We start from the raw sequence: 23,290 nt of genomic DNA on the forward strand, positions 1-23,290 counted from the left end.
CCTTCATTCCGTTTGCTTTTTTTCTAAAAAGGGACATATTCCTTAGGAAGAGCGAAAAAAATTCCAACTTGGGGCGGGTTTTGTCCCATACGAATGCTAAATTGTTAATACAAACCGATAAAAGCGTGAAAAAAACATTGACTTAACTTCTCATATGTTAAGTAGTGTAAACAAGCGTTTAGTATATTATTGGTATTATTTTTTAGTTTTATGTCGTCTAACTAGATGACGGGGAGGAAAAACCTATGATCGTTCGATCCATCCAACAACCCGCTTATAACCGCCACAAGGATACTGGGCTTCCAGGCCAAGGTCCTAAAAAGGGATTTGCCCAAAACCAATCGGAGAAAACTTTCGAAGAGTACCTTATGGAAGCATTCCAAGGAGAGGTAGTCCAAAAAGGAAATTGGGTATCACCCCAACTCTCTGACTTAGGGAAAAAGAACCTAAAGAAGATGTGATTCCCATTCCCTGGTTTCTGGTCTAGAATCAGTTCCCAGGGGCCGACAATCAAAGTATGGAGAAACTTTCCATACTTTGGGCCCTCGTTCGGCGTGACTATGCTCTGCAATATGCAGGTTCCTTTTTGGGAATCTCCTGGATGTTTTTGCAGAACCTAGTACTGATTAGTTTGTACGCCCTCGTCTTCCTTGTCCTCAATCTCAAAGAACCCTCCACCCAAGAGGACTTCACCGCCTATTTACTCACAGGCCTTCTCTTTTGGATCCCCATCCAGGAACTCCTCGTCCGAGGCACAGGCATCCTCACGGACAATCGTTCTTTACTCAAACGGTCAAGCCTTGGCATCAATTTGTTTTTGTGGATACCGTATGTCCAATTTTTGATCCATAGTTTTGTCACGTCCATCCCAGTGTTTCTCTATTTGGCATATTCTGGAAAACTTAGGTTTTCAGGAGTTGTATTTGGTTATTTGGTCCTTGTGTCATCGGGATTGTATCTGATGTTACTCCTCCATTATCTTTCTCGTTTAAATATTTTATTAAAAGACATTTCGCCTTTAATTCGTTTGGTGAGCCAATTGATTTTTTGGGGTATCCCTGTATTGTACTATCCCACTGGTTATTTGAAACAATGGAATGAATGGAACCCTTTCACCATTCCCTTGGATGTATTTCGTACGTCGGTGATCTTTGGGTTTCAGGCACAATTTGATTGGTTTCACATCCTTCCGTTTCTATTTTTCTTTTTTCTTGTTTATTTACTTGCGAAAAGAAAATTCCAATCTGTGATTTTGGACCACCTCTAATCTAAGATGGTTTCCGTTTTCATTGAAAATCTTTCTAAGGATTACCATGGATTTTCAAAACCTTGGAAAAGGATCATTGCTGGACTCAGTTTTGGATATTTTGGCGTAGATTCTAAATTCACCGCCATACGTTCGTTAGACTTAAAAATCAAACCAGGCGAAATTGTTGGAATCATTGGTCGAAATGGAGCAGGGAAATCCACTCTGTTAAAACTGATCACAGGAGTGATCCAAAAAGACAAAGGTACCCTGCAAGTGAATGGAACCGTGCGCGCCCTTTTGGAACTTAGCGTGGGTTTTAATCCGGAACTTTCTGGTGAGGAGAATGTGTACTTTAATGGTCTTGTTTGGGGATACAAACCTTCCGAAATCAAATCACTTGCGGATTTTATTTTTGCTTTTTCCGAATTAGAAGAGTTTCGGAATACACCTTTAAAAAATTATAGCTCTGGGATGGCGATGCGACTCGGATTCAGTTTGGCAACAGCCAAACGCCCCGATATCCTTATCGTCGATGAAGCGTTAGCCGTTGGTGATGCCAGTTTCCAACAAAAATGTTTGAAACGGATCAAAGAATTTTCAGACAAAGGATCTTCCATTTTGGTTGTGAGCCATGACTTAGGGCTTGTCTCCTATTTTTGTACCCGCGCTGTCCTTTTGGAGAAGGGGGAACTTCTGTATGACGGACAACCAAAAGACACCATTGAAAGATACATGTTTGTCCTTTCAGGCGATGCAAAACGTATTGAGACAAACTCTAGCCATCCCAATCTCAATTTGTTTGTACAAATGCAAAATGAAACCGGTGTTCGGTCCGAGATTTTTTTCATCGGAAGAAAGGCAGAGCTCCTCGTTGCCTTCGAACCCCATTTTGATACGGAAGGGGCAACGGTTGGATTCCATATCGACAACGAAAAAGGAATTCGGATTTTCGGGACCAATACCCATCTTTTGGGGAACCGCCAATGGAGCCTGCAAAAAGGGAAACGTTATTCTGTGCGATTCCAATTCCCCATCCAATTTGGACCTGGAAAATACAGTGTGGGCATTTCGATCCACAAGGGTGAGTCTCACATCGAAGGAAGTTTTTTCTGGAGTGAGTCGATTTTAGATTTCGAAGTCGAACAAGGCCAAATCCAAAAATTTGTAGGGGTTTGCCACCTACCTACCGAATTCCAAATCCAAGAAGGTTAGAGCGAGTCAAAAGAAAAACAGTTTCCTTTTCGGTGAAAATTGAAACTCTGGAAATCCTATGAAAGTTTGTGTCGTCGGAACCGGATATGTGGGCCTCGTTGCAGGTACCTGCTTTGCTGAATATGGCAATGATGTGATTTGTATTGATAAAGATGAAAAAAAAATCAGCGATTTAAAAAAAGGGATCATTCCCATTTATGAACCGGGTCTCTCCGAACTCGTAGAACGTAATTATAAGGAAGGAAGGCTTAAGTTTTCCACATCCTTGAAAGATGGAGTGGAATCTTCGGAATTCGTTTTTATCGCGGTGGGAACTCCCACATCTGACAATGGTTCTGCGGACCTTCGATTTGTATTCGCCGTTGCTGAAGAAGTTGGAAAAACGATGAACGGTTACAAAATCATCGTAGATAAATCAACGGTTCCAGTTGGCACAGCGGATAAAGTCAAAGAAATTGTATCAAAAAACACAAAACATCCGTTTGATGTAGTTTCCAATCCAGAGTTTTTAAAAGAAGGGGCAGCAATCGAAGATTTTATGCGCCCAGAACGAGTTGTGATTGGAGCAGAATCAGAAAATGCTGCTAAAAAAATGAGTGAGTTATACTCTCCATTTGTCCTAAACGGAAACCCAATCATTACGATGAGCATTCGTTCCGCAGAACTTACTAAGTATGCATGTAATGCCTTCCTCGCGACCAAAATTTCCTTTGTGAATGAAATTGCCAATTTGTGTGATGCGTTAGGTGCGAATTATGATGACGTCAGGAAGGGAATGGGAACGGACTCAAGGATTGGTCGCCAGTTTTTATATGCAGGGATAGGTTACGGTGGGTCTTGTTTTCCAAAAGATGTGCGCGCCCTTCTCAGGACGGCAGAAGAAGTTAACGCTCCCATGCACATCATCCAATCTGTGGAAGACGTAAACGAAAAACAAAAAACTCGTCTGACAGATAAAATTTTTGAACATTTTAAATCCACTGATATGAAGGGTAAAACTTTCGGAATCTGGGGACTTTCATTTAAACCAGGAACCGATGATATGCGTGAGGCACCTTCCATTCCTTTGATTTATGAACTTCATAAAAATGGAGCAAAAATTCAAGTTTTTGATCCTGCAGCCATGGAAACTTCCAAATACTATTTTGATGGAAAGGTGGAATACAAAAAGGACGCCTATGCAACGTTAGAAGGTGCGGATGCGATGTTACTCTTAACAGAGTGGCGTGAATTTCGTGAACCAGATTTTAACAAAATTAAATCCTTATTAAAGTCCCCTCTCATCTTTGATGGAAGAAACCAATACAAACCAAGCCTGATGAACGAACTAGGATTTACCTATTATTCTATTGGCAATCGATAGGTTCAAAAATTCCGTAAATTCTTTACTAGACCTAGAGAGGATTTAAAATCCTCTCTCAATTTCAGACAAGGCTTCTTCACATAAAGATTTGTCTGCATCAGAAACCAGTTTTGGTTTGATATCAGATAAAACTTCTTTTGCTTGTTTCCTCTCCCCAGCTTCCTTTAAGGCAATCCCATAATACAGTGTCGCAGTGATGATGCGTTTGGAATTTGGATAGAGTTTGATGAATTCCTTCCAAGAAACGACTGCTGAATCCTTGGATTGATTCACTGATTTGACTAAATTTAGATTGAAATGTGAATTTTCACGAACCAAAGGTTGGTCTTTTGATTTTTGCATCGATTCCATAAATTGGATTTCAGCTTTGTCATATTCTTTATTTTGAAAATACAAAAGTCCCAAACGAAAATGGTAGTTTGGGTTTTGGATGTCCTTTCGTTGTTCTGTTTTGAGATAGGATTCTAAGTTAGGTTCTTGTAATATCCTTTTGGAGACAGTGAGTATATCTTCTTTGGTGGCAAGGCCTGCAATCTTTGTAACAAAGTTTCCTTCTCCATCTAAAAATAAAATGGTAGGATAACCTTCGATATTGTATTTTTTCCGTAGATTCGGAAACTCTTCCCCATCCAACCTAACACGTACAAACTGATCCAAAATCCGGCTGACTTCTGGGTCCGGGAAAATTTCTTTTTCCAACACCAAACAATAGGTGCACCAATCGGCAAAAACATCTACGATGAGGAACTTTTTTTCTTTTTTGGCAGTTTCAAATCCCTTTTGGATGGAGTTTCCCCACTTAGCATTGGCAGAAACTGTAGACACTTGCAGAAACAATAAAATGAATAAAATGACTCGATTCATCTGCTCCCATTCTACTGCTTTTGTCCGCTGGCAAACAACCAATTTTCGCTTTTTCGAAATGGAATAGGCCATTTCCATGGTAGTGGGAAGGCCAAAACATGGAATTTTTACTCAAATTGGAAGATTTACTCCGCAAACGAAAAGAAGAATTACCTGAAAAATCCTACACTGCGGAATTGTTTCGCGACGGGGTTGATCGGATCTTAAAAAAAATTGGAGAAGAGGCAGGGGAAGTCATCATTGCTGCAAAGAATCCAAATGAAAAAGAACTCATCCATGAAATTGCCGATTTGGTTTTCCACTTGGAAGTTTTGATGGTCGAAAAAGGAATCAGTTTATCTACCATCGCCAAAGAATTAGAAAAACGACATAGCTAACGTTTCCATTGGGAAACAAATGAAAGTCATCCTCTTACTTTTTTACCCTCTCACATGGGTGTATCGGTTTTTGTTTTGGTTGAACCAAACCAATATCACACCTTCTCGAATCCCCCAAGTGATCGTGATCAGCGTGGGAAATATTACTGTTGGTGGGACAGGGAAAACTCCCTTTGTTCAATATTTAGTTCGTTACTTCCAAGAGCATAACAAAGACTATGCGATAACAATCCTCTCTCGGGGATACAAAGCAAAAAAAACAATTGAAGGTGCCATTTTGCCAGATGGAAAATCTCCGGATCTATATGGCGATGAACCAAGCCAACATAAGGAAAGATTTCCAAACTTACAGGTGATCATTGGGAAAAATAGATGGGAAAGTTTTTTGACGCATAACCGAATCCAATCACCGAAACACATTGTGATTTTGGATGATGGTTTCCAACACAAACAAATCGTAAGAGATTTAGACATTGTCTTGTTAGATGCCAATTCTCCCTTTGGGAATGGATTTACCCTACCACTTGGTTTTTTAAGAGAACCAATCAACGAGCTGCGAAGAGCGAGTGCGGTCGTTTTCACAAAGTTAGTAGAATCAAATAAAGAAAAATTCCAAACCGCAAAAAAACTTTTAATTAAAAATGGAATCCAAGTCCCGATTTTTTCTTCCACTTTGGAGACGGATTTAATAGAAATCAATTTAGCACCAATTACAAATTTTAGCGAAATTGTTCCTAAGGCAGAACCAAAGGTTCGAGATGGAAATCCTTCTCTCTTAAAAATGCCACTAAATGCCAGTTACTTTCTCTTTACAGGAGTGGGAAATCCAAAACAAGTATTGGAAACTGCAAAAGATATTTTAGGAAATTCTGAAATCAAATACAGATTTTTTCCTGACCACTATCCCTTTACAAAACAAACTTTGTTTTCCCTTCTTTCTGATTGCCATGAAAACACTGTATTGTTAACAACGGAGAAGGATTGGGTGAAGGTGCGAATACAAACTCAATTTTTGAAGGAACTAAACGAAAGAAAGATCAAACTTTTCCTTATAAGCATTGATGTGGTTGTGGCAGAAAGTGTTGAATTCGAATCTATGTTAGCTGGTCTCGTTTCCACATACGAAGCAAAAAACGGTCTGGTTTCAAAGACTGGATGATGTGTTCAGGAATTTCCATGGTTAATTGGGAGTTGTCCAACGTTTGGTTTGTGATTTGATTCACTAAAATCTCTCCCGCAAGGAGAGCATGTGTGAGACCACGAGACCCAAGTCCATTCAAAATCCCAACGGATTCAAAATAGGGAATTTGGAAGGGTTTTCCATTTTTCCGGAATAGGTTTTGGTATTTCACAGTTGTATCTAACTCCGAGACATTTGGGAGTTTCCCAACCACAGGGTGGCGGTCTTGGGATTGTGTTCTGTAACTCACTCGGGTCCCAAAGTTTTTTAAATCAATTGCCTGGTCTTCGCTTATGACATTTGCCAAATGTTTTTGCAAGCCTTCCCACATCATGATGGTTTCTTTGGTCCGTGGTTCTTTTTCTAAATGGAACTCATCAAAACTTGCACCTAATACACGTTCTCCATTTAATTCTGCCGTGATATAATCCCCATATAAAATGGAAGTTTCGTTTTTACAGATAGAACCAGGGATATTGGCTATTTGTCCACGGACTTGTTTCATGGGAATCCATCGGAGTTTGGGATCATTTGTGAATTGGTAACCTTGGGTTAAAAAGAGATAATTCGCACTGATTGATTCTGTTTCTGTTTGGCAAATCAGGGTTCCATCATCTGGATTTTTCCCATTAGTTTCACTAGGCTGCCATCTAAGGAGAGGAGAATTGAATTTCAATTCTGGATTTGCTAATCGAAGGAGTTCTTTTGTAAGTGCAATCGGGGAAATGGCTTTGCCCTTTTGAAAATACAAAGAATCAAAATTGGAATGTTTCTCTTTTTTAATCAATACCGTATCAGCTGGAATCTGGTGCGACTTAATTGCATTCGAGTAACGGTCATAAGCGGAACTTGTTTCGAGTAAGAAGTGAATGCCATCCTTATGTGGAACATGGATTCCTAAATCCAATGCCTCCCAAAGTTCCAAAAAGTATCTGTAGGCTAAGTAGGAAAATTCCGATTCTTTCGTTTTGTGTTTTGTCAGAAACGGATATACAACTCCTATGGGATTGCCACTTGCCTGTGTTGCAGGTGAGGATTCCGATTCCAATAATATGGTTTTGATCTTACGTTGGGATAGAGCATAACAAACGCTAGCTCCTGAAATCCCACCTCCAACAACAACGGCAGTTTTCCCTTCGATTTTCCTTTTGTTAAAAGTTGTTTCCAATTAAAGGAAAACTCCTGTAAGCATTTCTCTTTTTTTACCAAAACCTTTTTGTTTTTCGATCATAAATCCGAGTCCTTCGAGATTACGACGGATGAATCCCGCTGCGGTGAAAGTGGCTAACCTTGTGCCTACATGGGAATGTGTTTTGATTTTGGAAAGGGTTTCATCAGACCACATCCTGGGATTTTTTTTGGGTGAAAATCCATCTAAGTACCAAAAGTCAATGGAAGGAAAATGATCCAAACAATCGGATACATCTCCAAATAACACTTCTAAGGTGAAATTTTTAGGGGAATGGGGGTGTGGGATCACTAATTTCCAAATTCGTTCCAATGGATTTTTTTCCCAGCGCTCGTAAGCATTCTCATACCCACCAAGTAAGTTTTCATTCCATAAAGGTTTGCCTGGAAAAGAAAGATTCAGTGACTGTAAAATTTCTCTCGGTAGAGGGAATCCTTCTAAACTATAAAAATGGAGTCCTGGAGGGTTTGGAAGATTTGACCAGAAAGCCAAGGTCACAAAAAAATTAAGACCTGTTCCAAATCCCAGTTCTCCAATCGTATATTGGGATTTTAAACCTTTTGCCAGAGACTCAGGGATTCTGTTCCCTTCCAAAAAAACGTACTTGGATTCTTCCCATCCCCCTTCCTTAGAAAAATACAGATCTCCAAATTTGAGGGAAATGGGAACTCCCTCTTTCAATTCGATTTCTGGTTGGTCTCGGTTTGGATCCATAACGTTTGTGGCAAGGCCACTCTTACCAAACTAACGAATGGCAAATCATTGGGAAACGGAATCTCGGTCCACAATTCCAAATTCGGATTCATGGCAAAGGGTGCACCACAGAACCCTTGGTTGGATTTTAGATGGGAAACTTTCTAACAAAGGCCAAAGAAGGCCGAAGTCATTTTCGAATCCATCATCCTATAAGGAACCAATCGAACCTCCAATCCTTTGCCCGCAAACCCATGTTCGATTCCCCCGAAGGTCAAATTTATTATGTCTCATAAAAAAGACTTTCCAAATAGAGGGTACAATTCATATTTTTCCCAGGTTTGGGGGAGATTCTATGGATTTTGTGAAAATCCGGGGCAAAGACTTACAAGACTGCATCATGCAGATGAAAATGAAGTATGGTCCAGAGGCTCATTTGTATGACCAACGGGTGATCACCGAAGGTGGTCTGTTTGGGACTGGCCTTATGGCACAACGTATGTATGAAATCGATGTGGGTGTGCCTGAAAAACAAAATTCCAAAGAAAGAATCGAACGAAAACTCAAAGACCTCAAAGAACTCATCAAACAAAAACAAAGGACGGAATCCCTCCCTGAACCGGGCCTTGTGGGGATTGGTGCGAACCAAAGTCTTTCGTATGTGGGGAACTCGACTCACAGTTCTTATACGGCACGTAAAAAAAATATTGAATCTGTTCGTCCTTTTTCAGAACGAAAACGAAGGCAAGGCCAGTCGGTTTATGAAATCGAATCGATTGAAGAAAGGCCGGTGGGTTTGTCGCTTGCGGAAGCAAAAGATTCCTTTTTGGAACCATCCATCGAATCACCTTCCAAACAAAAAGAAAAACACCCTCATATCCAAAAGCTCATCGATCGGCTGTTACGTGAAGGTTTTTCTGAGTCTTATTTAGAAGAAATGGCAGTCACACTGGAACAAAGGTTGTCTGCAGTGGACTTAACACGATACGCCAATGTGACAGACAAAGCCGTCACGTATTTAGAAGAACGAATCCAAGTCGATTCAGACCTTTTCAGCGGAACCCCTCGTGGAAAACGAAAGGTTGTGTTTTTTGTGGGACCCACTGGTTCAGGGAAAACAACATCAATTGCAAAGTTAGCTGCTAAGTACAGTTTGCATATGGGGAAAAAAGTTTCTCTTTATACAACAGACAATTACCGAATCGCAGCTATCGACCAATTGAAGTTTTATGCAGATGCGATGGGACTTCCGTTTTATGCAGCCAAAGACTTACGCAAATGGAAAGAGGCCATCCTTCGAGATGGATCCGAACTCATCTTAGTGGATACGGCTGGATACTCGCACCGTAAGTCGGAGAACCTCGAAAAACTTCAGGAATTCTACGAAGTATTTGGGGAAAAGGATCATATTGAAACCATCTTAGTGCTTTCCTCCACTGTTTCCAAAGACAATGCACTCGCGGTGACAAACGCGTATGAGTCGGTCGGTTATAAAAGAATTTTATTAACCAAGCTCGATGAAGCAGAATTTTTAGGTTCTGTCGTAGAATTAGCCGATACTATTCACAGGGAATTCGCATTCTTAAGTGTAGGGCAGGATGTTCCGTTTGACATCCTAAATGCCACGAAAAAAATCCTTGCCGAATGTGTAATTTTTCCTGAAAAATTGAAAGGGATAGCGGGCGAAGTCTTCGAGAAGACTGTTTAAAAGCGCATCGTTATCCTGATACCTAGGGGTAACGATGGACCAAGCAGCAAATCTTAGAAAGTTAACAGAAACTGGCACCGGATTGAAACTCGTCCAACCCCAGGATGCTGCCAAGAAAACCAAAATCATCGCGGTGGCCTCTGGTAAGGGAGGAGTGGGCAAAAGTACAGTCTCTGTCAATTTAGCCATCTCCATTGCCAAAACAGGTCTCAAGGTTCTCATCTTTGATGGAGACCTCGGCCTTGCCAATGTGAATGTCCTCCTTGGCATCATTCCGAAATACAATTTATACCATGTGGTCAAAGGCCATAAGTCGTTAAAAGACATCGTGATCTCCACTCCCGAAGGTGTGGACATCATTGCGGGAGCTTCTGGTTATTCCCAACTTGCGAACCTGAACGAAACACAACGAAACAACCTTATCAAAGGATTTGCCGAACTCGATCGTTATGATGTGATGATCATTGATACCGGTGCTGGGATTTCTGCCAATGTCATTGGTCTAGTGATGCCAGCAGATGAAGTGGTGGTCGTCACAACCCCAGAACCCACTTCCATTACGGATTCCTATGGCCTGATCAAATCCATTGTTTCCCAATCCAAAGACAAAAACCTCAAAATCATTGTGAACCGTGTGCGTTCTGCCATTGAAGGGAAAAAAGTTGCAGACCGAGTGATTGATATCTCGGGCCAATTTTTGGAAGTCCAAGTGGAAAACTTAGGCTTCATCTTCCAAGATGAAGAAGTAGAAAAATCCATTCGGGAACAAAAACCATTTATCATCGGTGCCCCACGTTCCAAAGCGGCGGCGTGCCTCACAAGAGTCACACACACCCTCTTACAAACAGAAGGTGGTTATGATGATGAAGAAGGCCTCACTGGTTTTTTTAAGAAGTTCTTTAGTTTTGTGGACTTCAAAGAAAAAGAAATGGAATCGAGAATGGAGGAAGACAACTAAGTGTTAATCGGATTTGTACTGGGATTTGCAATCCTCGGAGCCATCATTAGTTCCGTCTGCGGATTTTTAGTGGGAAACCGTATCGGTTATATCTTTTTTGTTTCTCTCATCTCAACATTTGCCTTCGGTGGGCTTGGGTTTGGAATTTTTAGTGTCCTACAAAAAAAAGTCCCTGAATTTTTAGAGTTTTTATCTACCTTCTCAATCGGTGGTTTCGGTGGGGAAGGCCATGCAGATGACTTTGACCAAGACCATACGGGAATGGAACCTTCTTCTGCGATGGGAACCTCTTCCGATGACTACGGCGTCCAACCGATGGGAGATGCGGCCATGGATGCAAAACTGGCAATGGCAAAGTCTGGAAAGTTTGGAGACCATATCATTGTGGATAAAATTGCGATCAAAAACGAGCCAAAACTCATGGCGGAAGCAATTCGCACCATGATGGCCAAGGATGACCCGCAAGAGGGCTGAAAAATTACCGTTTTTAGAGGACATAAGAAAAAATCCTCTTGTAATTTTGATTTTTTTACGATTTATAAAGTAAAGAGATCCCATACCCTGGTTCCCAATGTCAAGATTGCTAGACAAATACAATCAGTTTGATGAGACAGATCTTTGGAAACAATACCGTGTCAAAAAGGACGCGGAAATCCGAAGTTATCTTGTTGAAAAATATTCACCTCTCGTCAAACACGTGGCCGGGCGGATTGCGATCGGAATGCCACAGAATGTGGAATTTGAAGACCTCGTCAGTTATGGCGTCTTCGGTCTGTTAGATGCCATTGAGAAGTTTGACCCTTCTCGTGAAATCAAATTCAAAACTTATGCCATGACCCGTATCCGTGGGTCCATCTTTGATGAACTTAGAAGTGTGGACTGGATCCCTCGCTCCATCCGCCAAAAAGCAAAACAACTCGAAAACATCATTGCCATGCTTGAAAACAAAGAGGGCAAAAAAGTGGATGATGAAGAGATCGCCAAAGAACTCGGCGTCTCCATGGAAGAATACAATTCCCTACTTGCGAAACTCTCTGGAACATCCCTTGTTTCTCTAAATGATATTTGGTTTCTCGGTGATGAGAACGATGAAGTTTCCTTTATGGAAACTTTGGAATCTCCGATGAATATGAACCCAGACAATATCATCGAAAAAGAAGAGATTAAAAACGTCATTGTGGAAGCCATCCAATCCCTTCCAGAAAAAGAAAAAAAAGTCATCGTACTCTATTACTACGAAGACCTGACCTTAAAAGAGATTGGGGAAGTGTTAGAAGTCACTGAGTCTAGGATCTCCCAACTCCACACCAAAGCTGTCGCAAGGCTTCGTAGCAAACTCTCCAAAGTCAAATCAGCGATCCAAAAAAGGTAATCGGCAATGTCACTCACCGAATTTCTTACAGAGGAACTAAAAGAGTTCGATCGTAAGGAAAAAGAACAAGTGGAAGTCATTGCGGATACCATCGAAGAGTGTCTTGCCATTGCTTCGAGTCACCTCGGCCGCAAAGTCCACGAAATCGATTATACGGTTTTAAAACGTGGGAAAAAATCTTTATTTTTTTCTGAACCTTACCATATCCGTGCTTCTGTCATCCCAGATGACATGTTACTCGATGAACTCAGTTTATTAGATGAGCACCTAACAGGTGGTAGTGGAAAATTAGTATCCAAAGAGTTAAAGGAACTTGTCACACCGAAAAACAAAGACGGCCGAGTGGTTGTCAAAATTTACCGAACGGGTGTGTTTTTAACAGTTTATCCCCCTTCCGGCGAAGGCCTCGAGATGACAATGGCGGACGTTTCCAAAAAACTTTCGTTTCGTGGTGTCGCAGGTGTTGACCAAAACCTAATCAACAAAATCCTAAAAGAGAAAAAGGGAGAGCCCGTCCTCATCTCCAACCAAAAACCAAAAGCAGGGAATGATTCTAGTTGCAATGTGGAAATTGCCCAAGAGAATATGCGTGCTTTTGTGACAGTTTTTCCTGCAAGGCCAGGAGGACGAGATTTAGAAGTGTCTGACATCGTTGCCGCTTTAAAAGGGATGGGTGTTGCACACGGACTGAAAGAAGACGAGATCCGCAAAGCCCTTGACGAAGAAATCCATAACAAACCATTCATTGGAGCAGAAGGTGATTTCCCTGTGAATGGGAAAAATGCCGAGATCAAATACTACGTCCGCACAGAAAAGAAAATCAACTTCAAAGAAGACCAATCGGGTCGTGTGGACTACAAAGATTTGGATATGATCGAAAACGTTGTCGTAGGACAGCTGTTAGCTGAAAAGATCCCTGCTGAGAAAGGAAAATTTGGTCGCAATTTATTTGGAATGGTTTTACCAGCAAAAGACGGACTCGACACAGAACTGAAACAAGGAAAAGGAACCATCCTTTCCGAAGACAAAATGCGTCTCACTGCCGAAGTCAACGGACAGGTGTTATACGCTGCGGGTCGCCTCTCTGTGGAAACCGTATACCGCATCAATGGGGATGTGGGAGTTCGAACGGGAAATGTAACCTTCCTTGGCTCCATCATCATCACAGGGAACGTCGAAGACAATTATTCGGTCAAGGCAGCAGGCAATATTGAAATTTATGGAACCGTCCAAAAGGCCATTGTGGAAGCCGACGGTGACATCATCGTCCGCCAAGGGGTCACAGGGCGTGAGGAGGCGCGTGTGGAGTCCACAGGTGGGAACATCGTCGCCAAGTTCATCCAGAACGCAACCTGCATCACGGAAAAAGACATCATTGTACAAGAAGGGATATTGCATTCACACCTGATGGCAGGCGGAAAAATTTCCTGCAAAGGGAAACGGGGCCAAATTGTAGGGGGGACCATCCAAGCCGCCCAACTTATATCCGCAAAAATCATTGGATCCCAAGCAAACCCACAAACCGATCTCATTGTGGGAAACAATCCCAAGATTTTAAAACAGATCAGTGAGTTTGAAGAGAAGAAAAAAGAAAACCAAGACAAACTCGACCAACTCACAAAGACCATGCGCACTCTGAAAGCACGCAAAGAAGCCGACCCTGCAAGTTTCACTGCTGAACAAGATGCCCATTTGCAGAAATTGGAAGCAGGGACAAAAAAACTCGAAAAACGGATCGCAGAGGCGAGTAAAGACATCCAAACCCTTACCGAATACATGGATGAACAGGCAGCCAATGGCCGTATTTCTGTTGAAAAAACCATTTTCCCTGGGGTCACCATCCGGATCCGAAACGCTGATTTCAAACTACGACACGAAACCAAGGCCAAAACTTTCTACGAAGAAGAGTCCCAAGTGCGTAGCATGCCTTACGAAGACCCAGATGAAACAAAAAATGACTGGAGAAAAAAGAGAGGGCGTGGTAAGTCTAAGAACTAGGAGGGTTGCCAGATGATACTCAACGAAAATTTCGCAAGTATCGCCCACCACTACGATTTTGCACGTAGGGCTCAGGCTGAAAATCCCTTCACCCACCAAAACCAGGTGGTGGAATTGCAAAAGGTTGTGATCCAAACACAAAACCGAGCCCAAACGGTTCCAGAGACAAAATCAGGATACCAAGGTTCGGCCGCAAAACCGAAACAAGACAAAGAAAATTCGGTGTTTGCGTATTCCAAAGAAGGGATTATCTACAATCGTCCCAATTTGGAACGTGGGTCTCGTTTTGATTCAAAAGCTTAATTTTTTCTACGGAATGTTGTTGGAAATGTTCTTTAGGAGAAACATATGGAGCTTTTTTCTCTTGTTTTGATCAATTTATTATTCTGTGGGATGATGTATGTTTTCATCTCAGCAAAAGTCCAAAAAGCAGTCAGCGAATACTACGATAAAAAATTAAATCGAGCCATTGACATGGCCACACAAGAAACCATACGGGAGTTAGATGCAACCGTAAGCATCATCGAATCAAAGATGGTTGCCTTACGTTCCATGATGGAGAAGGGTGAGGCATTGGTAAAAGAATTCAAACACTACCAAAACCAAGGACTCTCCATGAAATCAGAGTTAGTTCCTTCTACTATCGAGACAGAGGAACCTCTCCTAGATACCAAAGAACAAAGGACAGGCATCGGTAAAATTTACCAAGCAAACCAAATCCCTGTTACCATTGATGAAGCAGAAACAACCGAAGGTGCTGTGAACCAAGCCTTTGGGAAACTAGGGAAGGCAGTGAAAGGAATGTTTGGAATGGAAGCTCAAAATACGCCTTCCAAAGAAGCGATTGAAAATTTAGAAGTTCCAACGTTTCAACCTAAGATGAATTATACGGTGGGTGGAAATCCATTCACGGAAGAAAAACCATCCGAATCCATACGAAATGAAATCAAAGAAGGTACAAAAAAAAGAGAATTCTTAAATGAAGTCTCCAAAGCAAATGACCCTGCGTTTGCTTCTTACCAAAGGATGAATCTTGATAAAGTTGAATTTTCCATCGAATCTGCATTGGAAGAGTTACCTCCATCCGCAACAAAGATTGATAAAGTCGTTCATCTCATCAAAAAGGGATACAAACACGATGAAATCTCGGAAGCGATGAATATTGGCATCCATGAAATTCATTTGATTGAAACGATTCGACTTGATCGATCCAGAAGAATCTAAAAATATGTTTCCATGTCTTCGTTTCCGGTTCTCAATGTAGGATTTTCGAATGTTGTTTTTGTATCGAAGATCCTATCAATCCTCATAGCCGATTCGGCGGGAGCCAAACGCCTTCGGACAGAAGCAAAATCCGAGAACCGTCTGATTGATGCGACCTGTGGTCGAAAAACGAGGTCTGTTCTCGTTTTGGATTCCGGCCATATCCTCCTTTCTGCCATCCGCCCTGAAAGTTTATCCAAACGTTTGGAGACTGGTGACAACCACATTGGAGAAGGGGAAGAGGAGTCAGAAGATTGAAAGCGATTCCGAATTTATACATCATTTCTTCAGTGGCAGGAGGTGGGAAATCCACCATCATCCAAGCACTTCTCAAAGAAAACCCAGAGTTTTATTTTTCCATTTCCTGTACAACAAGGGCTCCTAGGCCAGGCGATGAAGAAGGGAAAACCTATTACTTTTTAACCGTCCCAGAATTCCAAAAAAAAATAGCAGATGGTGAGTTTTATGAATGGGCGGAAGTGCATGGCAATTATTACGGAACTCCCAAGGGGCCAATCCTTGATGCCATAAGGGAACACCGCGTGGCACTTCTTGATTTAGATGTCCAAGGTGCCAAATCTGTCAAAGCCCTAAGGCCAGAATCGGTGACCATATTCATCGAACCACCAAGCCGTGAGATTTGGATTGAACGACTCATCCGGCGTGGTACAGATTCCCAAACGAGTATTGAAAAACGAATTGAAAATGGGATCAATGAATTGGATGAAGCACCTAGCTTCGATTATGTGGTTGTGAACGATATTTTAGAGGATGCAATCAAAGAAGTGAAAGCCATCCTTTGTGGCAAATAAAAAGATAATCACCATCAAATCATTGTTTGGGCTCATCCGAGTGATTCAAATGAGATAGAATCGGAATCTAACTCCTTGGGAAATTATGGTTCGTCGTTTTCTTCATCGATACTTTTACCATAGTTTGGAACATTTTTTGCTCCTGCATCCAACCATTTGTTGGAAATGACAGACCTTCTTTCCGCTGGAAACAAAGTGAGCAAATACGTTGTGATGGTTTGCCTTCCTTCTTCTTCGGCATCACGGTCCATTTGTTCAAAAACTTCGATGATATCATAATCAGGCCAGTTGATGAGCATATCTCTTGCGGATTCGGGAGGCATGTTGGCAACTTTGTTTGCGAGAACCTTTACTTTTTCTGCACGAGCATTGTCTTTTTTGGCTTTCTCCGCCATTTCTTTTTCTTTTCGTTGGATCCCTTCTTTGAGTTCTTCCAATCGTTCTTTGTCTGCATTGAGAGAAGAAGATTTTTCTTCTAACTCACGTTTCATTTGTTCCAATTCTTCTCTGTCTGCAATGAGACGTTCTTTTGCTTTTTCCATTTCCAGTTTTTCTAACTCGGTTGGAGAAAGTAGGTCTTGGTTGACTAGACCTGCTTGTTTTTTTAGGAAAGGTAAGTAGTCTTCCGCGTTAATGACTTGGAAATAGTCAAAAACAAAAAATCCAATCGCTATCAGGAAAAAAATCAATACAATCAAAAAGAAGGATCTTGTGTTGTCTGTTACACTTGCCATTATGATTTGCCTTGTCCTAAATAATATTTTTCGTAAAAATCGCGGAGAGTTTTAAAGTCGGAAGTTAGTTCGTCTCCACCATCTTCTCTATTTAAAATTTTGAATGTCCTTGGAATTTTTTTGGAAGCTTTCGGTCCAAAACTTTCTGGTGATTCGAATAATGTCTGTTTGTTTAAGTGGAAATTAAACTCTTCCACTTCTCTTCGTTCCATTCGATTCCTTTTTTTCTTCCATTCGAGAAATCGTTTGTCTTTTAATACTTCGATAACTTTTTTATTCATCCTTGCTACCATCACATCTTTCCGAACCAAATTCACTTCATGTGTTTGGTTTTCTATGCGGTGGTCGATTTCTTCATTACGGCGTATGAGACCCTTGATGTATTGTTCGATGGAGAGGTAATCAGATAAACTGGTTCCCACTTTGGCGGAAGAAAGAATGGCTTCGTAGGAAGATTGGATTTCTTTTTGATTATTTTCTTTTTCGGAAATCAATGCATTGAGTTTGGAGACAACGAGGGACAAACGCCGGATTTCTTCCTCTTCTTTGAGGCTCCGTAGCTTTAAAACCGTTTCCAAACTAAACCGAAATCGTTTCACAGCTGTCTATTTCTTCGGTTCTAAATAATTTTTGTACTCTTTTTTACTCGTCTTTTTAAAAAAATACGTAATTCTTGGAATATTGTCCCATAAATACTTACATCTTTTCCTATTCCTTTTCGGCCAGGTTTTAGGTTCCTTTTCCCCTGTTTTGGCCACCCCACTTGGTGAGCTCATAGAAAACAGTAAGGGGACCCCCATCCATTTAGAAGGAAATTGGGAGTTTTACCCCCGTGTTTTTTTGTCGGAAACCGAAGAGAGGACTAGGTCCCACGAGACCTTAAAGGTTCCTGGGATTTGGAATTCCGTCCTAGGATCGGGGGAAGGGTATGGCACGTACCGGCTTGTTTTGCAAAAACCAAAATTCGTGGAAAAAGACCAAGTCTTTGGGATTAAAATTTTGGATGTTGCCACCGCCTCACGGGTGATTTGGAACGGGACCGTACTTGGATCGTCAGGAGTTGTTGGCAAAACTAGGTCTGAATCAGACCCATCCTATGTTTTCCAATTGTACCCACTCCCTTGGAAAGAAGGTTCCAATGAACTCCTCATCGAGATTTCAAATTTCCACCATTCGAAAGGTGGGATGTGGGAACCACCTTACATGGGTGAGTGGAACAAATTGTACAAAGAAAGTGAAGCAGACCTAGCTTCTTCTTTGTTTTTGGCGGGTTCTGTTTTCATCATCGCCTTATACCATTTTGGATTATTTTATTTTAGGCGCACAGACAAAGGAAATTTGTTATTTGGATTTGCTGCACTGCTTTTGGCACTTAGGACTTTGTTTACCGGAGAACGATTTATCTTCAATGAACTCACTCCAATCTTGAGTTGGAATGTATGTTTACGCATTGAATACTTTACCTTTTATCTTTCCCCTTATTTATTCTTTGCTTTTTTTCGAGAGTTTTATCCTGATTTTTATCCGAAATGGATGCACCGTTTACTTTTAGTTCCTACACTTTTATTCATTTCTTTTTTAATCATTTTACCAACTAACGTCTACACCGAGCTAAATACTTATTTTCAAATCGTATTTTTGTTTGGGATTTTGATGATTTTGCAAGGTGTATTCCGAGCAGCCTTTCATAAAAAAGAAAGCGGGTTTTTGTTTTTGGTGGGTATTTGTACAGTTGCCAGTGCCGCCCTCGTAGATTTATTAAATGCAAATCAGATTTTTTATTCTGTGGAAGCAATCCCAATTGGTATTTTTGTATTTATCCTTGTGCAATCTCTCACACTCTCTAGAAGGTTTAGCAAAGCTTTTTCTGAAGTCGAAACCTTATCCAAACGATTGCTTGCACTCGACAAATTAAAAGATGAATTTTTAGCCAATACGTCCCATGAATTAAAAACTCCCCTCAATGGGATCATAGGAATCGCCGAATCAATGTTTGATGGGATAGGTGGGAAACTGAACCAAGAACAAAGGCAAAATTTAGGAATGATTGTAAGTTCCGGGAAACGGTTATCATCACTTGTGGATGATATTTTGGATTTTTCTAAAATGAAAAACCGAGATTTAGATTTGGACCTGAAGGCAATTGACCTGCACCAAATCTGTGATTTTGTGCTTGTGATCTCAAGACCTTTGTATGTGACTAAAAATTTAACTGTCAGAAACAATGTGCCCATCGATTTTCCCCCAATTTTAGGGGATGAAGCACGGCTCCAACAGATTCTATTTAATGTAATTGGAAACGCAATTAAGTTTACGGAGAAAGGTCGTATTGAAGTTTCTTGTGAGATTGTAGACAAAATGGCTGTCATCTCCATAAACGATACGGGGATCGGTATTCCAAAAGATAAATTTGGTGATATCTTTCGATCCTTTGAACAAGTGGATGCATCCACCACACGTAAGTTTGGTGGGACAGGGCTTGGGCTTGCCATTTCCAAAAGATTGGTGGAACTACATGGTGGTAACATCTGGGTAGAATCGACTCCTGGACAGGGCTCTAAGTTTTCGTTTTCCTTGCCCCTTGCCAGGGAAGGGGAAATCCCAATGGAAAAACCACAGATCAAAAAGAACGAGATGTGGTTTGGTGGGGATAATTTTGAATTTGAACCAATCGAAGATGCCGAGGAAGAATTTGAAGGTGAAAAATTAAAAGTCATCGTTGTAGATGATGAACCCATTAATCGTCAGGTTTTAAAAAATCATTTAACACTGATTGGCTGTGATGTGAGTGAAGCGGCAAATGGTGTGGATGCGATTCGCCTTGTTCGGGATGAAGGGCCTTTTGAACTGATGTTACTCGACATTATGATGCCAGGGATGAGTGGTTATGATGTGTGTACAGTATTACGTGAGTCCTATTCCTTATACCAACTCCCAATTTTGTTTTTAACTGCTAAAAATCAAATTGCTGATATCATTGCTGCCTTAGAAGCAGGTGGGAATGATTATCTAGCAAAACCTTTCGACAAACGTGAGTTAATCTCTCGGGCAAAAAATCTCATCACCTTAAAAAAAGCAGTCGAAGAACAAAACAAATTTATCGCCATCCAAAATGAATTGGGCCTGGCAAGAAAACTCCAATATTCCATTTTGCCGGAAGAGGCACCGAATGTTGTAGGGATCAAAACTGAGTTTTATTACGAACCGATGGATAGCATTGGGGGTGATTTTTTTGATTTCCATGCCATTTCCGAAACAGAGTTAGGTGTTCTTGTCGCTGACGTTTCTGGCCACGGGATCCCTGCGGCTCTTGTATCTGCGATGTTAAAAATCGCTTTTTCCACACAAGTGAGACTTGCGAAAGAACCAGCACAACTTCTTAACCAAATCAATTCCACCTTACTTGGAAAAATGAAAGGTGCCTTTGTCACAGCTTCCTATGTGTACATCAATTTAGAAACCAAGGAAATGATTCATGCACGCTGCGGACATCCCCCTCTCATTTTAAATCGAAAAGGTGAATCAAAAGCCAAACTCAGTATGCCACAAGGAAAACTCATTGGTTGGATTCCAGAACTTGATATCCAAGAAGACCATATGAAAATCCAATCAGGTGATCGGATTGTGTTGTATACGGATGGGATCACCGAAGCAACCAATGCGAAGAAAGAAATGATTGGCCAAGAAAACTGGGAGTCTTTGTCAAACCGTTATAGCGGTTATCCATTAACTGAATCCAAACGGTTGTTACTTGAAAAAATCAAGGAGTTTACTGGAGACCGGACGCCAGATGATGACGTCACACTTGTGATTTTAGAAATAGAGTGATTGGTTCCCTAGTTTTGATTCACATAGTCAATGATTTTCGATGAAAGAAAATGAAATATGGTACTAAACCAGTAGAAATTGAAGTAAAATCCTTTGGATTTGAAAAGTTTATTCAAATCAATGATTCATTTGAATTCAATCCTATGCGTGACTAAAATTCGTCTTCGTTTCGAGAGGAAGATTGTAATATCTGCTCTAATCGTTTGATGGCTTCGTTATACGAAGATTTTTCCTCAATCCTTTGGCGTAAATAATCATCGATTTCGGATTTTTTATCGATTGCCATATCAATTTTTTCATCAGCCCCTCTTACGTAGGCATTGAGTAAGATGATGTCTTCAGAATTTTTGTATTTGGAGATGAGTTCGCGCACAATGGATGCACGCATATAATGGTCTTCATTTACAATCTTTTGCATCAACCGCGATAAAGAAGAAGGGACATCGATGGCCGGGTAATGGCTTTGTTCTGCAAGTTTTCTTGTGAGTACAATGTGCCCATCGATAAACCCACGAACCTTATCTGCTACGATATCATCCATGTCGTCTTCGGCATCCGTTAACACGGTATAAAATCCAGTAATAGAACCACCGTTATGTGATGTTCCTGCACGTTCCACAAGTTTTGCCATTTTGGTGAACACACTAGAAGCATACCCTTTGGTGACGACGGGTTCCCCGATGGACAATTCTCGTAAAGCTTCTGCATACCTTGTAAGGGAATCCATGTACAAATTGACAGACATCCCTTTTTCTCGAAAGTATTCTGCTGCCGAACATGCCAGGTTTGCGCAACTCACTTGTTCCATTTTGGAAGAATCAGAGGTAGCAACAAAAACAACCGATCTTGCTAATGCTTCTTTCCCAAGTTCAACATGGAGAAACTCATTTACCTCACGTCCCCTTTCTCCAATGAGTGCCACTACGTTGACATCGGCGTTCGTATAACGGGCAATCATCCCGAGTAAACTTGACTTACCAACTCCAGATCCCGAAAAAATACCAATCCTTTGCCCGCGACCAACCGTTAACATCCCATCGATGGCGCGGACTCCTGTTTCTAAAATCTCCGTGATGGGTGGTCGATCGAGAGGATTTAAGAACCTTGGTTCAGATGCCCTTTCTTCTTTGGTAATGAGGATCCCTTTGCTATCAATTGGTTTCCCAAGTCCATTTAAGACTCGGCCCAATAGTTCTGGTCCAGCATTCAAAGTGATTTGTCTCCCAGAAGAAAACACAAAAGCATGAGGGAATATTTCTTGTGTATCACCTAATGGCATTAAGGTGTAGAGGTGGTCTTTAAATCCAACAAGAACACAAGGAAGATAACCTTTGTCAGAACCTCTTTCGACTTCTAAGATCTCACCCACTTTGGAATCCGGTGGGCCTTGTGAATAAATGACATTGCCCACAACAGAAACAACGACCCCACTCTTACGAATGGGTTCGATTTTTTCGACGACATTGAGATATTTCGAAATGGCATCGATCTGTTCTGTGAATTTCTTTTCGATCATGGACGATTTTCACTCATCCAATCATGTGACATAATTAAATCAAGCGAATTGAGGCCAGGAACGAATCCACATACCCCTTTCTGGATTGTTTAGCGACAAAGTTTGATTTGGTCTAGGTTTGCAATTTGTTTGGGGGAGGGGAGTTTTTTCCCGAGGACCACATTCCCACCTTCCCCCATACTTGCTGATTCATAGGCCCATTTCCCGAAATTGGTAGAAACGGTATAACAATCGGGAAAGGATTTTGCTTCTTTCAGTTCTTTTCCCGTCCAAACGAGGATTTTGTCTGGAGTGCGAAGGAATAAATTTTGTCCATCTTCCGACCATCGGATTCCGTAAAGGGGTAGGGCTGTCCAAAAACTGATGGGATAGGTTTGGACTTTTTTGTCTGAGACTTGGAGTAGGTTCAATTCAAATTCCGTAAATTCCCCTTCTCCCGTTGGGTTCGCTGTGACAAGCGCCACCAAATTTCCATTTGGTGAAGGAGCCATTTGGAAAATGATTTTTTTCTCTGGTGTGGCCGGGAAAGAAAAAGCACCCCCAGATTCCGGGTAAATGGAAAGGGTTTGGTTTAATGTTCCGTATTCATCATCTTTTCCTACGAGCACAAACAGTGATTTGGATTGGGTATGGTAAAAAATTCCATCTCCTAAGGACCAAGAAGGGAGTTCCCACTCTCGGATCACTTTCCCACCAGTTTTTTCATTTTGCACCAATTTGATTTTACTTTGGTAATTTCGTTTGTCAGTGGTTCCATTCATTGGGTTCCAAGAATCTTTCTCTTGGAAATGGACCGTTAGGACTAAATTGAAATTTGGGTCATTGCTTGGTGAAATTTCTTCTGCTAATGTTGCATCACGCCAAATCATTTGTGAACAACCAAAAGCAGCAAAAAGGACAATGGGTAACAGAGTTTTCATAGGAAATGAGGATAAGTGGTAAGAAGTGTCTGTAAACAAAAAAGGGGACCAACG

At 41.2% G+C, this 23,290-nt stretch carries 23 protein-coding genes; 16 read left to right on the top strand and 7 right to left on the bottom strand.

The window, feature by feature from the left end:
* The first annotated feature begins 245 nt into the window (after positions 1-245).
* The 4 genes from EHQ62_RS07275 to EHQ62_RS07290 are packed head-to-tail and all read left to right on the top strand — an operon-like array spanning position 246 to position 3,824.
* Positions 246-461, top strand: a complete 216-nt coding sequence (locus EHQ62_RS07275) for an LIC12298 family protein (RefSeq protein WP_135641540.1) — start codon at positions 246-248, stop codon at positions 459-461.
* Positions 462-517: 56 nt separating this feature from the next.
* Complete coding sequence (locus EHQ62_RS07280) at positions 518-1,267, top strand: ABC transporter permease (protein ID WP_135641541.1); 750 nt, start codon at positions 518-520, stop codon at positions 1,265-1,267.
* A 6-nt stretch (positions 1,268-1,273) separates the two neighbouring features.
* On the top strand, positions 1,274-2,461 hold the full coding sequence (locus EHQ62_RS07285; RefSeq protein ID WP_135641542.1) for an ABC transporter ATP-binding protein: 1,188 nt from the start codon (positions 1,274-1,276) through the stop codon (positions 2,459-2,461).
* 58 nt (positions 2,462-2,519) lie between these two features.
* A complete protein-coding gene (locus EHQ62_RS07290; protein ID WP_135641543.1) occupies positions 2,520-3,824 on the top strand; it encodes a UDP-glucose dehydrogenase family protein in 1,305 nt (434 codons plus the stop codon).
* 42 nt (positions 3,825-3,866) lie between these two features.
* Here the strand turns inward: EHQ62_RS07290 and EHQ62_RS07295 are convergent, their stop codons facing one another.
* Positions 3,867-4,688 (bottom strand): thioredoxin fold domain-containing protein, encoded by an 822-nt coding sequence (locus EHQ62_RS07295; protein WP_135641544.1) that lies wholly within the window; start codon positions 4,686-4,688, stop codon positions 3,867-3,869.
* Between the two features lie 98 nt (positions 4,689-4,786).
* Here EHQ62_RS07295 and hisE point away from each other — a divergent pair, with 98 nt between their 5' ends.
* The gene (hisE, locus tag EHQ62_RS07300) at positions 4,787-5,065 is read left to right on the top strand and encodes a phosphoribosyl-ATP diphosphatase (RefSeq protein WP_015678552.1); all 279 of its coding nucleotides are present in this window, start codon (positions 4,787-4,789) and stop codon (positions 5,063-5,065) included.
* A 19-nt stretch (positions 5,066-5,084) separates the two neighbouring features.
* Positions 5,085-6,224, top strand: coding sequence for a tetraacyldisaccharide 4'-kinase (lpxK, locus tag EHQ62_RS07305; RefSeq protein ID WP_135641545.1), 1,140 nt, complete (start codon positions 5,085-5,087; stop codon positions 6,222-6,224).
* Here lpxK and mnmC1 read toward each other — a convergent pair.
* Both mnmC1 and mnmC2 read right to left on the bottom strand, forming a co-directional pair.
* Complete coding sequence (gene mnmC1 / locus EHQ62_RS07310; RefSeq protein ID WP_135641546.1) at positions 6,160-7,413, bottom strand: FAD-dependent 5-carboxymethylaminomethyl-2-thiouridine(34) oxidoreductase MnmC1; 1,254 nt, start codon at positions 7,411-7,413, stop codon at positions 6,160-6,162. The genes lpxK and mnmC1 overlap by 65 nt on opposite strands.
* Positions 7,414-8,148, bottom strand: a complete 735-nt coding sequence (gene mnmC2 / locus EHQ62_RS07315; RefSeq protein ID WP_135641547.1) for a tRNA (5-methylaminomethyl-2-thiouridine)(34)-methyltransferase MnmC2 — start codon at positions 8,146-8,148, stop codon at positions 7,414-7,416.
* Positions 8,149-8,482: 334 nt separating this feature from the next.
* On the opposite strand from mnmC2, the gene flhF reads away from it, so the two are divergent.
* The 9 genes from flhF (at position 8,483) to EHQ62_RS07360 (ending at position 16,238) form a co-directional block, all read left to right on the top strand.
* A complete protein-coding gene (gene flhF / locus EHQ62_RS07320) occupies positions 8,483-9,835 on the top strand; it encodes a flagellar biosynthesis GTPase FlhF (RefSeq protein ID WP_135641548.1) in 1,353 nt (450 codons plus the stop codon).
* Positions 9,836-9,869: 34 nt separating this feature from the next.
* The gene (locus tag EHQ62_RS07325; RefSeq protein ID WP_015678483.1) at positions 9,870-10,793 is read left to right on the top strand and encodes a MinD/ParA family protein; all 924 of its coding nucleotides are present in this window, start codon (positions 9,870-9,872) and stop codon (positions 10,791-10,793) included.
* Positions 10,794-11,267, top strand: coding sequence for a hypothetical protein (locus EHQ62_RS07330; protein ID WP_135641549.1), 474 nt, complete (start codon positions 10,794-10,796; stop codon positions 11,265-11,267). It begins immediately after the preceding gene.
* A gap of 97 nt (positions 11,268-11,364) precedes the next feature.
* Entirely contained in the window at positions 11,365-12,165 is an 801-nt protein-coding gene (whiG, locus tag EHQ62_RS07335) for an RNA polymerase sigma factor WhiG (protein WP_012387953.1), read from the top strand.
* 6 nt (positions 12,166-12,171) lie between these two features.
* Positions 12,172-14,163: a FapA family protein gene (locus EHQ62_RS07340; protein ID WP_135641550.1), complete on the top strand. Its 1,992-nt coding sequence runs from the start codon at positions 12,172-12,174 to the stop codon at positions 14,161-14,163.
* A gap of 12 nt (positions 14,164-14,175) precedes the next feature.
* Positions 14,176-14,466 (top strand): hypothetical protein, encoded by a 291-nt coding sequence (locus EHQ62_RS07345; RefSeq protein WP_135641551.1) that lies wholly within the window; start codon positions 14,176-14,178, stop codon positions 14,464-14,466.
* A gap of 45 nt (positions 14,467-14,511) precedes the next feature.
* Complete coding sequence (locus tag EHQ62_RS07350; RefSeq protein WP_135641552.1) at positions 14,512-15,387, top strand: hypothetical protein; 876 nt, start codon at positions 14,512-14,514, stop codon at positions 15,385-15,387.
* A 12-nt stretch (positions 15,388-15,399) separates the two neighbouring features.
* Positions 15,400-15,684: a DUF370 domain-containing protein gene (locus EHQ62_RS07355; protein ID WP_015678489.1), complete on the top strand. Its 285-nt coding sequence runs from the start codon at positions 15,400-15,402 to the stop codon at positions 15,682-15,684.
* Positions 15,681-16,238 carry a guanylate kinase gene (locus tag EHQ62_RS07360; protein WP_135641553.1) on the top strand — a complete coding sequence of 186 codons (558 nt, stop codon included), beginning with the start codon at positions 15,681-15,683 and terminating at the stop codon, positions 16,236-16,238. Before EHQ62_RS07355 ends, EHQ62_RS07360 begins: the two co-directional genes overlap by 4 nt.
* An 83-nt stretch (positions 16,239-16,321) precedes the next feature.
* Here the strand turns inward: EHQ62_RS07360 and EHQ62_RS07365 are convergent, their stop codons facing one another.
* Complete coding sequence (locus EHQ62_RS07365) at positions 16,322-16,972, bottom strand: periplasmic-type flagellar collar protein FlbB (protein ID WP_135641554.1); 651 nt, start codon at positions 16,970-16,972, stop codon at positions 16,322-16,324.
* Positions 16,972-17,571, bottom strand: coding sequence for a flagellar export protein FliJ (fliJ, locus tag EHQ62_RS07370; protein ID WP_135641555.1), 600 nt, complete (start codon positions 17,569-17,571; stop codon positions 16,972-16,974). Before fliJ ends, EHQ62_RS07365 begins: the two co-directional genes overlap by 1 nt.
* An 82-nt stretch (positions 17,572-17,653) precedes the next feature.
* Between fliJ and EHQ62_RS07375 the strand changes: the two genes are divergently transcribed.
* The gene (locus EHQ62_RS07375; RefSeq protein WP_167482856.1) at positions 17,654-20,800 is read left to right on the top strand and encodes a SpoIIE family protein phosphatase; all 3,147 of its coding nucleotides are present in this window, start codon (positions 17,654-17,656) and stop codon (positions 20,798-20,800) included.
* 151 nt (positions 20,801-20,951) lie between these two features.
* Here EHQ62_RS07375 and EHQ62_RS07380 read toward each other — a convergent pair whose 3' ends face one another.
* Entirely contained in the window at positions 20,952-22,316 is a 1,365-nt protein-coding gene (locus tag EHQ62_RS07380; RefSeq protein ID WP_135641557.1) for a FliI/YscN family ATPase, read from the bottom strand.
* Between the two features lie 89 nt (positions 22,317-22,405).
* Complete coding sequence (locus tag EHQ62_RS07385) at positions 22,406-23,185, bottom strand: hypothetical protein (RefSeq protein WP_135641704.1); 780 nt, start codon at positions 23,183-23,185, stop codon at positions 22,406-22,408.
* Positions 23,186-23,290: the final 105 nt, after the last annotated feature.

Origin of the sequence: Leptospira jelokensis (assembly GCF_004769635.1) — a bacterium.
GTDB lineage: Bacteria > Spirochaetota > Leptospiria > Leptospirales > Leptospiraceae > Leptospira_A > Leptospira_A jelokensis.